Annotated in this window: 10 protein-coding genes; 3 read left to right on the top strand and 7 right to left on the bottom strand. The window is 72.5% G+C overall.

The features are described 5' to 3' along the window. Positions 1-2 precede the first annotated feature (2 nt). The 5 genes from ABZU46_RS17125 to ABZU46_RS17105 form a co-directional block, all read right to left on the bottom strand. Complete coding sequence (locus ABZU46_RS17125) at positions 3-224, bottom strand: hypothetical protein (RefSeq protein WP_354858690.1); 222 nt, start codon at positions 222-224, stop codon at positions 3-5. 121 nt (positions 225-345) lie between these two features. Beyond that, positions 346-2,787: a glycoside hydrolase family 2 protein gene (locus ABZU46_RS17120; RefSeq protein ID WP_354858689.1), complete on the bottom strand. Its 2,442-nt coding sequence runs from the start codon at positions 2,785-2,787 to the stop codon at positions 346-348. Beyond that, on the bottom strand, positions 2,784-3,626 hold the full coding sequence (locus ABZU46_RS17115) for a carbohydrate ABC transporter permease (protein WP_354858738.1): 843 nt from the start codon (positions 3,624-3,626) through the stop codon (positions 2,784-2,786). Before ABZU46_RS17115 ends, ABZU46_RS17120 begins: the two co-directional genes overlap by 4 nt. 62 nt (positions 3,627-3,688) lie before the next feature. Beyond that, the gene (locus ABZU46_RS17110) at positions 3,689-4,705 is read right to left on the bottom strand and encodes a sugar ABC transporter permease (protein WP_354858687.1); all 1,017 of its coding nucleotides are present in this window, start codon (positions 4,703-4,705) and stop codon (positions 3,689-3,691) included. Positions 4,706-4,783: 78 nt separating this feature from the next. Then, on the bottom strand, positions 4,784-6,064 hold the full coding sequence (locus tag ABZU46_RS17105) for an extracellular solute-binding protein (protein ID WP_354858686.1): 1,281 nt from the start codon (positions 6,062-6,064) through the stop codon (positions 4,784-4,786). 401 nt (positions 6,065-6,465) lie between these two features. Here ABZU46_RS17105 and ABZU46_RS17100 point away from each other — a divergent pair, with 401 nt between their 5' ends. After that, positions 6,466-7,485 (top strand): LacI family DNA-binding transcriptional regulator, encoded by a 1,020-nt coding sequence (locus ABZU46_RS17100; protein ID WP_354858684.1) that lies wholly within the window; start codon positions 6,466-6,468, stop codon positions 7,483-7,485. 14 nt (positions 7,486-7,499) lie between these two features. Here the strand turns inward: ABZU46_RS17100 and ABZU46_RS17095 are convergent, their stop codons facing one another. Further along, positions 7,500-9,929: a GGDEF domain-containing phosphodiesterase gene (locus ABZU46_RS17095; protein WP_354858682.1), complete on the bottom strand. Its 2,430-nt coding sequence runs from the start codon at positions 9,927-9,929 to the stop codon at positions 7,500-7,502. A gap of 215 nt (positions 9,930-10,144) precedes the next feature. Between ABZU46_RS17095 and ABZU46_RS17090 the strand changes: the two genes are divergently transcribed. Beyond that, the gene (locus ABZU46_RS17090; RefSeq protein WP_354858679.1) at positions 10,145-10,537 is read left to right on the top strand and encodes a PH domain-containing protein; all 393 of its coding nucleotides are present in this window, start codon (positions 10,145-10,147) and stop codon (positions 10,535-10,537) included. A gap of 25 nt (positions 10,538-10,562) precedes the next feature. Here ABZU46_RS17090 and ABZU46_RS17085 read toward each other — a convergent pair whose 3' ends face one another. Next, positions 10,563-11,489, bottom strand: a complete 927-nt coding sequence (locus ABZU46_RS17085; RefSeq protein WP_354858676.1) for a 2-hydroxyacid dehydrogenase — start codon at positions 11,487-11,489, stop codon at positions 10,563-10,565. Between the two features lie 186 nt (positions 11,490-11,675). Here ABZU46_RS17085 and ABZU46_RS17080 point away from each other — a divergent pair. Beyond that, a partial coding sequence (locus ABZU46_RS17080) for a GAF domain-containing protein (protein ID WP_354858673.1) occupies positions 11,676-12,495 on the top strand: 820 nt, incomplete at its 3' end.

Genomic DNA, 12,495 nt, shown 5'->3' with positions numbered 1-12,495 from the left:
GACTAGCCAGATATCCCCTCCCAGATGGTTGACGGGCTTGCCTGCGCCAAACTCCAGCAGCTGGCCTCAGCCTCGCCCAGGTCCTCCACCGCGAAGTCGAGGCGGATCTGCTGAGGAACCATTTGGTAGGGCCAGTGCGGCTTCCGGTAATCGTCGACCCGTTGGAAGCCGATGAACATCCCGTCCTCACAATCGAGGGCCATCGCGCTCAACTTCATCTGCAAGGCACGGCGCCTTCAGGCCGATCGATGGATGTTTACGAGGTACCCCCACCAGACCCACCGCGCGCTCCCAGCCTGCAGGCCATGCTCAACGACAGTTACACCGACCTCCTCAAACACGCTCTCAGATGTCGTTGACGCAGCGCAGCACCGGACGATTGGTCAGGGCCGCGTCGTCCAGCGGCCCGGCCGCCTGCACGGTGAAAGTCGCCGACTCACCCGGCAGCAGGGTGATCAGGGACCTGTCCACAGTGGCGGAGGCGTCCAGTCGGTCCGGGAAGAGGGTCAGGTCGCGCAGCACCGTGCGGGCGGTTACGCGCACCCGCTGACCGCCGTACACCGGTTCGACGGTCGCGTCCCAGGCCGCAGCCGGCCAGTCGACGTCCCGGTCCTCGGCGAAGAACCACAGCGCCCGTTCGGCGGTCTCCCCCGCCTCGGCCACCAGCAGTTCCCGCCGGGCGTCCTCCGGCCGGGTTAGGTCCGCCGGCAGCGCCAGGGTGACCGCCGCGTACGCGGGGACGTCCAGCTCCACCGTCGTCTTCGCCCGGGGCTCCCCGTCGAGGGTCAGCCGGGTCACCGAGGCCGACGACCGCCACGGCTGGCCGGTCTCGTTCACCGCGACCAGGGCCAGCCCGCCGTCGCGGGGCTGCACGGTGAGCAACCGGTCGGCGTACGCGTGACGCAGCGCGTACCACAGGGGTTTGCGGCGGCCGTCGCCGTCGACGGCCGACCAGGAGGTGACCGGCCAGCAGTCGTTGAGCTGCCAGACGATGGTGCCCGCGCAGACGTCCCGGTGCGACCGGAAGTGCTCGACCCCCAGTTGGATGGCCCGCGCCTGGTTGAGTTGGGTCAGGTAGTGCCAGTCGTCGAAGTCCGCCGGGGCGGGCAGATGCGCGTCCAGGCCCCGCCGGAGCTTGGTGTCACCGTCGGCGGCCTTCTGGTGGTGGGCCATGCCGGGCGAGTCGGAGGCAAGGGGTTCGTCGCTCAGCGCCCGGCGCAGGGTGGCGTACGCCGGTGGGGCCTGGTAGCCGAACTCGGCGACGAAGCGCGGGACGTACTCCCGGTATTTCGTGTAGTCGTCGGTGTTCCACACGTCCCAGATGTGGGTGGTGCCGTGCGCCGGGTCGTTGGGGTGGATCGTCTCGGTGCCCGACCAGGGGCTACCCGGCCAGTACGGGCGGGTCGGGTCCAGCTCGCCGACGATGCGGGGCAGGACGTCGAGGTAGTAGCCCCGGCCCCAGGTGCGGCCCGCCAGGGGTTCCTGCCAGTCCCAGTCGTGCCAGCCCCAGATGTTCTCGTTGTTGCCGGTCCACAGGACCAGCGACGGGTGGGGCGTCAGCCGGGTCACCTGCTCGGCGGCCTCGGCGGCGACCTCGCTGGCGAACGGCTCCTCCTCGGGGTACGCGGCGCAGGCGAAGAGGAAGTCCTGCTGGACGAGCAGCCCGCGTTCGTCGGCGAGGTCGTAGAAGTCCTCCGACTCGTACCGGCCGCCGCCCCAGACGCGCAGCAGGTTGACGTTGGCCCCGATCGCCTGGTCGAACCGCCCGGCCAGCCGATCCCGCGTGATCCGGGTGGGGAACACGTCGTCGGGGATCCAGTTCACGCCGCGCACGACGATCGGAACGTCGTTGACCGACAGCACGAACGGGGTGCCGTGTTCGTCGGGGGTGGTGTCCAGTCGCACCGAGCGGAAGCCGACCCGCCGCGACCAGCCATCCAGGGTCTCGCCGTCCGGCGCGTGCAGGGTCACCTCCAGCAGGTGGCGGGCCTGTTCGCCGTACCCCCGTGGCCACCACAGCGCGGGCTCGCGGACGGTGAGGCTCAGCACGGCCGTGCGCTGCCCGGCCGGGACGACCACGTCCGCGCTGACGCCGGCGACGGTGGCGCGGACGGTCAGCGGGACGTCCGCGACGCGCTCGACCTCGACGTGCACGTCGACCCGGCCGTCACTGCCGGCGAGGGTGACCAGCGGGCGGACGGTGGCCAGCCGGGCGGTGGACCAGGCGTGCAGGCCGATGTCCTGCCAGATGCCGGCGGTCACCAGCGTGGGCCCCCAGTCCCAGCCGAAGTTGCAGGCCATCTTGCGGACGAACTGGAAGGGCTCCGGATACGCGTTGGGGCGGTCGCCGAGGCGGTCACGCTGCGCCTCGGCGTAGCGGTAGGCGGAGTCGAACGCGACGGCCAGGTCGTTGTCGCCGTCGCGCAGCAGCGAGGAGACGTCGAAGCGGTGGCCGCGGTGCATGTTCTCGGTACGGCCGACCTCGACCCCGTTGACGCTGATGGTGGCGACCGTGTCCAGGCCGGCGCAGACCAGGTCGACCCGGTCGTGGTCGCCGGGTGGGCGGCGGAAGGTCGTTCGGTAGTGCCAGTCGGTGCGCCCGATCCAGGCCAGGGACAGCTCGTTGTCGTCGAGGTACGGATCGGGGATCAGCCCGGCGTCGAGCAGGTCGGTGTGCACGCAACCGGGCACGGTCGCCGGCACGGCCTGCCCGGCGATCGCGGCCGGCACCTGCGCTCCGGGTGCCGCCCGCAGGGTCCAGCCGTCGTGGAGTGCCTGTCGACTCAAGACTTCACCGCGCCTTCCATGATTCCGCGGACGATCTGTCGTCCACCGAGAAACAGCATGATCAGTAGGGGGATGGTCGCCACGAACGCCCCGGCGAGCACCCGACGGTAGATGACGTAGTTGCCGCTGGCCAGGTCGGAGATGGCCACCATCGAGGTCGGGAAGTCGGTGCCGCTCAGGGTGATCAGCGGCCACTGGAAGTCGTTCCAGGTTGCCACGAAGGTGAGCAGGCCGAGCACCGCGAGGGCCGGTCGGATCGCCGGCAGGACGATGGAGCGGTAGACCCGCATGGTGGTGGCCCCGTCCATCCGCGCCGACTCAATCAGCTCGTCGGGCACGGTGTTGAGGATGAACTGCCGCATGTAGAAGACGCCGAAGGCGGTGACCAGGCCCGGCGCGATCACGGCCAGCAGGGTGCCGTTCCAGCCCAGCTTGCCCATGACGATGTAGAGCGCGACGACGCCGAGCTGATTGGGCACGGTGAGGGTGAGCACCACGAACAGCATCAGCCACCGGCTGCCGGCGAAGCGCAGTTTGGCGAACGCGAACCCGGCGAGCGAGCAGAAGAACAGCATCGAGGCGGTCACCACGGTCGCGACGATGACGCTGTTGACCAGCGACGCGGCGAAGTACACGTCCTGCAGGGAGAAGACCTCGTCGAGGTTGACGAGGAAACGGTCACCGGGGATCACCGTCGGCGGGAGCTGCGCCAGCGCCTCGTCGTCGCTGGTGGCGATGACGAACATCCAGTACAGCGGGAACGCCGCGAACAGCATGGTGGTGGCGAGCAGCAGGTACGTGCCGAGGCCGGCCGGGGTCTCCTGCGGGGCGCGGCCCATCAGGGCGGCCCGTCGGCGGCTCTTCGCGGCCGTCGGGCGGGGCGGTGCGGTGTCGACGGCGCTCACCTGGATCGCCCTCCGGAGAGTCGGTTGGTCAGCAGGGTGTTGATCCCGGCCACGACCAGGATGATCAGGAAGAGTGCCCAGCTCATCGCGGCCGCGTACCCGAGATTCAGGTCCTTCCAGCCGACCTTGTAGATCAGCTGGGCGATGGTCTGCCACTCGCCGTTCGGCCCGCCGGTGGCGGCCTGAGCCTGGAGGTCGAACAGCATGGGCTCGACGAAGAGCTGGAACCCGCCGATGGTGGACAGGATGACGGTGAACACGACGACCGGCTGGATCATCGGCACGGTGATCCGCCAGAGCTGCCGCCACGGGCCGGCGCCGTCGACCGCCGCGGCCTCGTAGACGTCACGCGGGATGGACTGCATGGCGGCCAGGTAGAGCAGCGCGTTGTAGCCGATCCACTTCCAGTTGACCATCGTGGCGATGGCGATCCAGGAGTGCACCTTGTCGGCCCGCCAGTCGATCGGGTCGTCACCGCCGACACCGAACAGGCCGAGCGCCCAGTTGGCCATCCCGAAGTCGCGGGAGAAGAAGACGCTGAACACCATCGTCGAGGCGACGATCGGTGTGACGTACGGCAGCAGCACGCCCACCCGCCACCAGGTCTGCGCCCGCAGCCGCCGGTTGAGCAGGGACGCCACGATCAGCGCGAGCAGCAGCTGGGGCACCGAGGACAGCAGGAAGATGCCGAAGGTGTTGTAGAGGGCGTTCCAGAAGTCCTCGTCGCCGAGGAGCTGCTGGAAGTTGCCCAGCCCCGCCCAGCCGGTCGCGTCGGGGTCGTCCAGCCGGTAGTTCCGTAGGGCCACCACGCCGTTGAAGATCAGCGGGAACAGCCCGAACGCCAGGAAGAGCAGGAAGAAGGGCGCGATCAGCACGTACGGCATGTAGCGCGAGTCGAACCGGTGCAGCCGGTCGCGCCAGGCGAGTCGGGGGCGGGCCGGGCCGGTGTCGTGGCCGTGCCGCCCGGCGGCTGGTCGGGCCGACGGCTCGGGCGCGGCGCGGGTCGTGGACATCGGGGCACTCCAGGGCCGAAGAGACAGGGGTACGACTGCGCGGAGGCGGGCCGTGTCCGGCCCGCCTCCGCAGCGGGCTCAGGAGCTGCTGGCCTTCTCGGCCTCCTTGACCGCCTCCGCCCAGGCGGCGTCGGACCTGAGGGACTTGTTCTCCACCCGGCGGATCACGTTCTCCACCGCGACCCGGGTCGGGCCGTTCTTCCTGCCCAGGTACTGCGGGGTCAGGCCCTGCGCCATCTTCGGGAAGATCTGCCCGACCGGCGCGTTGGTGAAGAACGGGTTCTTGAACTCGGCGATGGCCGGGTCGCTGTAGAGGGCCGGCTGCGAGGGCAGGTTGCCGACCTTCTTGAAGATCTCGATCTGCTGCTCCGGCTGGACCAGCCACTCCACCAGCTTGTACGCCTCGTCGACGTGCTTGCCCTGCTTGGGGACGGTCAGGAACGAGCCGCCCCAGTTGCCGCCACCGCCGGGCACCGCGGCGATGTCCCACTTGCCCTGGGTGCCGGGAGCGGTGTCCTTGATGTGGCCGAGCATCCACGCGGGGCAGGCGAGGACGGCGAAGGCGCCGCTGGTGAAGCCCTTGTCCCAGTCGGCCTGGAAGCTGACCAGGTTGGCCGAGAGCCCGGCGTCGATGGCCTTGGTGGTGTAGTCGAACGCGACCTTCGGGCCCTGCTCCATCTGGAGCTGATCCTGCTCGTTGTAGAAGCCGACGGGCTGCTGGCCGAGGATCGGGTTGAACAGGTTGGTGCCGGCGTCGATGAACTTCTTCCTGGTCTTTCCGGTGTACTGCTGGCCGACCTCGATGAACCTGTCCCAGGTGGGCCAGAGGGCGGATACCTGGTCGCGGTCGGTGGGCAGGCCGGCGGCCTTGAACAGGTCGGTGCGGTAGCACATGGCCAGGCCGCCGGTATCGGTGCCGAGGCCGATCTGGGTCTTGCCGTCGGCCGACAGCGACTGCTTCCACTTCCAGGGCAGGTACTTGCTCTCGTACGAACCGGCACCCTTGTCGAGCAGGTTGACGAACTTGTCCGACTGGCCGCGGAACTGGACCATGAAGCCCTCGTCGATGGCCGCGATGTCCGGTGCGCCGGAGCCGGCGACGAGCTTCTTCTGCAGGTCCTCGTGCTGGGCGTTGTACTCGCCGGAGTTGAGCTGGATCTTGACGTTGGGGTTGGCGGCCTCGTACTTCGTCTTGAGGTCCTGAAGGCCGAAGTCACCCCAGAAGTTGATTTTCAGGGTGACCTGCCCGTCGGCCGCGTCGGATTCCTGCCCGCTCCTGCCGCTGCACGCGGCGACCAGGGCGAGGCCGACGGCACCTGCGACGACCGTGCGGGCCCACCGGGTCCAGGACCGTTTCATGTCATCCCTCCGAAGGTGTGGAAACGCTCCCGACATCGAGAGACGTTGACTGAACCGGATAAGTTCCGTCACCGTACGGTCCGGTTCCAGGAGTGTCAACGGGTGGTGAACCGCGACGAGCGTGGATGCGCAATGCGGCGTGTGGGAGCGCGAACATGCGTGGTGGAGCGCGTTCTCCCACAGTTTCCGGCGGGCTCGGGACAGCCCAGCGCCCTCCCGCACGGGTACGCTGAACCGGGCAAGCTTCCGCCGGCCGCAGCCGTTTCGGGACGATGCGCGGTCGCCGTCGGTCGCCGACGCCGGCTGCGCTAGGTTGAGGCCGCCAACGGGGGCCACGGGCCGGCCCCGGCCGTGGCAGTCAGCCGACCCCCGACCCGGGGCGAGAGTGGAGGAGCACGCCGGTGAAGCGGCCGACAATCGCCGACGTCGCCCGTCGCGCGGGCGTGTCCAAGGGTGCCGTGTCGTACGCGCTGAACGGGCAGCCCGGGGTGTCGGAGGCCACCCGGCAGCGCATCCTCGCCATCGCGACCGAGATCGGGTTCAGCCCGAGCAGCGCCGCGCGGGCGCTCTCCGCCGCCACCGCCGGCGCCGTCGGCCTGGCCCTGTGCCGGCCGGCCCGGACGCTGGGCGTCGAGCCGTTCTTCATGGCGCTGATCAGTGGCGTGGAGGCCGAACTTTCGGCCCGCTCGTACGCGCTGACCCTCCAGGTGGTGGCCGACCACGACGCCGAGATCGCGGTGTACCGGCGTTGGTGGGGCGAGCGCCGGGTGGACGGGGTGCTCGTCTGCGACCTGCACACCGACGACCGCCGCATCGCCGCCCTGCAACAGCTCCAACTGCCGGCCGTGGTGATCGGCGGGCCGGGCGGCACCGGCGAGCTGGCCAGCCTCTGGTCCGATGACGCGGTCGCGCTGACCGAGGCGGTGGAGTATCTGGTGGCGCTCGGCCACCGCCGCATCGCCCGCGTCGGCGGCCTGCCCGACCTGCGACACACCGAGATCCGTACCGACGCCTTCGCGGCGGTGTGCCAGCGCCTCGGCCTGGCCGAGGCGGTCACCGTCTTCTCCGACTACAGCGGCGAGGAGGGTGGGCGGGTCACCCGCCGACTCCTCAGCTCCGCCGCGCGGCCCACGGCGGTCATCTACGACAACGACGTGATGGCCGTCGCCGGGCTCTCGGTCGCCCAGGAGATGGGCCTCACCGTGCCGGACGACCTGTCCATCGTGGCCTGGGACGACTCGCCACTGTGCCGGCTGGTGCACCCGCCCCTGACGGCGCTGGGCCGCGACATCCCCGCGTACGGCGCGCACGCCGCCCGCCACCTGCTCGCCGTCATCGGGGGGCAGCCGGCGACGCGCGTGCAGGACGAGAGCCCCCAGCTGACCCCGCGCGGCAGCACGGCGCCGCCACGCGGGAAGTGAACCGGTTCAGTGATTCAGCGGGAAGCCGAGGGGAACTCCTCGAAGTACGCCTCGACCCGTTCGGCGGTGGCCGGACGGGCCAGCGCGAAGCCCTGCCCGTAGCGGCAGCCGGCCCGACGCGCCCCCTCGACCTGGGTCGGTGACTCCAACTCCTCGGCGACGATCTCCACACCCAACCGCTCGCCCACGCTGACCACCACGTCGATCAGCGGCGGCTGCCCCGCCGGCTGCGCCCCCACCAGCTCGGGGCCCACCTTCAGCAGGTCGATCGGCAGGCGGCGCAGCTGCGCCAGGGACGCATGCTCGGCCCGGAAGTCGTCAAGCGCGGTGCGGACGCCCAGCGACCGGAGCCCCGCCAGCCGGGCCACCACGGTCGACAGGTCAGCGCCGATCCTCGGCTCGGCCACCTCCACCACCAGCCGCTCCGGCGACACCCCGTACGCGGCCAGCACCGCGGCGGTGCGCTGCACGAAGTCGGGGACGGTCAGCTCCCGGGTGGTCACGTTGACCGCCATCCACAGCTCACGGGGGCCCGCCGACCAGTCGGCCAGCTGCCGGCAGGCCCGGTCCAGCACCCACCACTCGAACTCGCCGACCAGATCCAGATCCTCGGCGACCGGCAGCAACTCGGCCGGAAGCACAGTGCCCAGCACCGGGCTGCGCCAGCGCAGAAGCGCCTCGGCGCCCACCGGCTGCCGGTCGGTCAGGTCGAGCACCGGCTGGTAGACCAGGTCCAGCTCGCCCCGCGCCACCGCGCCGGGCAGCTCACGTTCCAGGTCGAGCCGGCGCACCAACTGCTCCTCCAGGAACGCGTCGTACCACTCGACCCGGTCCCGGCCGAGCTGCACCGCCCGCCGCCGGGCCAGCTCGGCCTGACGGAGCACGTCGGCCGGTCCGGATCCACTCACCTCGGCCAGCCCGATGCTCGCCTGCACGCGCAGCACCGACCCGGCCGGTTGGTACGGCGGCGTGAGCGCGGTCAGCAGCCGGGTGCCCAGCGCGTACGCCAGCACCGGCCCGGCGCCGGTGACCACCGCGAAGCCGGTGCCGGTGCAGCCGGTCACCAGGTCGTCGGGCCCGACCACCGCGCGGGCCCGCAGGACCGCCTCGGCCAGCACGTCCTCGCGCGCCACCGGGCCGAGCCCGTCCGCGCCGTGCAGCTCCACCAGCAGCAGCGCACCGGCCGGCGCGGGCACGTCGCCGATGGCGGCGAGGGCGTCCAGCAGCGCCGCCCGCTCCCCGGCCGATCCGGACCGTTGGTCGAACGTCGACCAGGCGACACCCGCGTCGAGGCCGGTCGGCGCGGCGGCACCACCGTCGGGGGGCCAGGCTTCGTCGACGCCGGAGGCGGCGGTCGCGCCCCCGTCGGACGGCCACGGCGCGGCGTCGGGGCACCTGTCGTGCGCGGGCGCACCCTCGGTCGTACCGGGAAAGGGCGGTTGCGCCGACCGGCGGCGCCGGACCGCGTGGTCGGCGCGTCGGCGGTGCGCGGCGTGTCGCTCCCCGGCGCCCGCGTCGCCGCCGCGCAGCAGCTCCCGCAGGACCAGTGGTGGCACCGCCGCCAGGGCGAGCAGCACACTCGTCCGGTCCGGAGTGCGGCCGGAAACAACCTGCAGGCCCGCCGCCAGCAGCAGCACCGACGCCGGGAGCACCACCCGTGGCCAGGTCGCGGCGGGCGGGCCGGTCACCGGCTGCGCGCTGGCCGTCGCCACCGCGGACTTCGCACCGAGCGCGGTCAGCAGCATCCCGAGCACCAGCGGCGGCACCGCCAGCAGCGCCGCCCGGCCCGTCGGGACGGGTGGCAGGACCGTCAGCAGCGCCAGCCCGACCAGGGTGAGCAGGACTCCGCCCCGGCAGACCGCGCCGCCCGAGCGCCGCCCGGACCCGGTGAACGCGCTGAGCGCGGCCATGCCCAGCCCTCCGAGCACCAGCGCCGCGACCAGCCGGGCCGGCGCCGGCAGGGTGTCGAAAGGGAGCAGCAACCAGCCGGCGAGGGTCACAACGAGCGTCGGGCCGGTCGCCTCGACCAGCCCTCGCAGCCGCGCCGCCCCCGGCGGACGAGCCGGAAGCCGAAGCAGCCCGGCCACGGACAGGACCGCCACGGTCAGCGATCCGAGCAGCGCGGCAGCGCGGTGCCCGGCGTCGACCAGCGGCAGCGCGGCGGCGACGCACCCGGCCGCCACCACCGCCGCGTCGAGCAGTACGGCGGCCGCCCGCCACGAGGGGCCGGTGGACGTCTGCTCGCTGGGTCGGTGGCTGGCGAGCCGGGACAGTCGTACGCCGGCGAGGGTGGCGCCCGCGCCGCCGGACAACGCGATCACCACCGGGGTCGGGACCAGATCGGCGGCCCCGGCGAGGACGAGCAGCGCCACGGCCGTGGACACGGCGACCTCCGGGGCCGCCCGGCGGGAGACGAGAACATGGAACGGGTACGCGAGGAGCACGGCGGTCGCCTTCGTGAGGGGGCACGGGGCGGTGCGGCGGTGCGGGGCGGCGGACGTTGCGGGTCCGCTGCCCAACAGTGGGGAACGACCGGCGACCAGATTGGTTACGCGTCGGTCACCGGCCTGAAGCAGTGACCCGTGTCACTGTACGGCGTCCGGGGCTCCGTGCGCCGCCCGCCGCGACCCGCGTCGACCAGGGGTGGGATCATCGCAGGGTGAGTACGCCCGACACGGTCCGCTTCCGGTACAACCAAGCCATCCTGGCCGCCGCCGTCATCGCCTTCATCGGCGCCCTGCCGCTGGCCAACGCCCGGGCGTACCTGCTGCCGGTGCTGCTCGTCCCGCTCGCCGTCGGGGTGTGGGCCTGGCGGGCCGGCACCGACGCCGACTCCCGGGAACTGCGCCTGCGGGCGCTGTTCGGGCAACGTCGGATCGACTGGGACCGGGTCGTCGAGCTGGCCACCGACGCGCGCGGGCGGGTCGTCGCCCGCCTCGACGACGGCCAGCAGGTCGGTCTGCCGGCGGTCCGCGGCACCGACCTGCCCCGACTGGTCTCGGCCACCGGCCAGACACTGCGGGACGAGGCCGCCGAAACACCCGGCCCGTGAGCCCGGCCCGGACCGCGCGGCCCGATCAGTAGCCGTCGACCACCGTGTTGATCAGCGGCTGACCGGCGGCGAACCGCCGCACCTGGTCGCCGACCAGCCGGTACGCGCGCGGCAGCAGCCCTCGCACCGACCCGGCCACGTGCGGGGTGAGCAGCACGTTCGGCATCGTCCACAGCGGGGAGTCGGCGGGGAGCGGCTCCGGGTCGGTGACGTCCAGCGCGGCCGAGATCCGACCGGTGGCCAGTTCGGCGACGAGCGCCTCGGTACGGGCCACCGGACCGCGGGCCGCGTTGACGAGCAACGCCCCGTCGGGCATCGCGGCCAGGAAGTCCTCGTCGATCAGGCCGCGGGTCTGGTCGGTGAGCGGCACCAGCACGACCACCACGTCGGCGTCGGGCAGCAGTCGGGGCAGCTCCGCGACGGCGTGCACCCCCTGCTCGGGCCGGGCCGTCCGGGCGACCAGGGTGAAGCTCACCTCGAACGGCGCGAGCCGGTCCCGCACCGCCGTGCCGATCGAGCCGGCCCCGACGATCAGCACCCGCTTGCCGGTCAGCTCGTCGGTCGGCGCGTTGCCGTCGTACGCCCACCGCCGCTCGGCCTGCGCGCGGGCGAAGGCTCCGAAGGCCCGCAGCTGGGCGAGGATCGCGGTGACCACCCACTCGGCGGTGGACGGGTCGTGCACCCCCCGGGCGTCGCACAGCGTGACCCCCTCCGGCATCCGGCCGACCCAGGCGTCCGCCCCGGCGGAGAGCAGCTGCACCGCCTCCAGGTCGGGGAGCTGGTGCAGCAGCGCGGTCGCGTCCGACCCGCTCAGGAACGGCGGTACCCAGAAACGGACGTCGGCCGGGGCGGACGGCAACCGGTCGGCGGTTTCGGCGACCTCCACCGTCACGTCCGGGGGCAGCTCGCCGACGAGGTTCAGGCCGGCCGGATGCGGGATCCATACCTTCACGTCCGCCGACGATAGCCTCCAGCGCGACGGCCGGTGCGGGCACGGCGGCGATCCGGCGTCACGGGGGATGGCGCGCGGCGGCGGGGCGGGCGAGACTCGGCACACCGATGTTCGGTCCCGGCCATGACGAGGTATAACCAAGGGTCGGAGGGCCGGTCGGCCCCCGCCCCGGCAGACAGGTGCTCGATGACCGACGGCTCCCCCGCCAGCCCGCGACGTTCGACCGCCCCACCCCCGGCGCTCGGCGACGCGGCGCGGCTGCGTGCGCTGGCCGACACGGGCCTGGACGCCGTACCGGACGAGGCGTTCGACCGGTTCGCCCGGCTGGTCAGTGACCTGCTGGAGGTTCCGGTCGCGCTGGTCTCCCTGGTCTCCGCCGACCGGCAGTTCTTCCCGGGCGCGGTGGGTCTGCCGGAGCCGTGGTCGCAGCGGCGGCAGACCCCGTTGAGCCACTCGTTCTGCCAGCACGTGGTGGACATCGAGGTGCCGATGGTGTTGCCGGACGCCCGGCTCTACCCCCGCGTACGCGACAACCTGGCCATCGACGACCTCGGCGTCGTCGCGTACGCCGGGATGCCGTTGACCGACCTCTCCGGCCGGGTGCTCGGCTCGCTGTGCGCCATCGACAACAAGCCCCGGGCGTGGACCGCCGGGCAGCTGCGGACGCTTGCCGACCTCGCCGCCGCCTGCTCGTCGGAGCTGCGACTGCGGATCGCGCTGGACGGCGCGCAGGAGGCGCGGCGGCGGGTCGTCCGGGCGCATGAGCGGCTGGAGCTGCTGGCCGGGGTGAGCGAGACGCTCGCCGGCACGCTGGACGTGGGCACGTCGCTGCGCCGGCTCGCCGCCACCATGGTGCCGCTGCTCGCCGACTGGTGCCTGCTCACGCTGGTCGGGCCATCCGGACAGCCCCGGGAGGTGGTCGCGGTGCGCCGCGACCCCGCCCCGACCGCGGACCACGCCCGGTTGGCCGAGCTGCTGCCGCCGGGGGTTCGGGTCTGGCCACCTC

The organism is Micromonospora sp. NPDC005197, from assembly GCF_040608295.1.
Taxonomy (GTDB): Bacteria; Actinomycetota; Actinomycetes; order Mycobacteriales; family Micromonosporaceae; genus Micromonospora.
The sequence above is the reverse complement of the archived record's forward strand: the minus strand, read 5'-3'. Positions and strand labels throughout refer to the sequence as shown.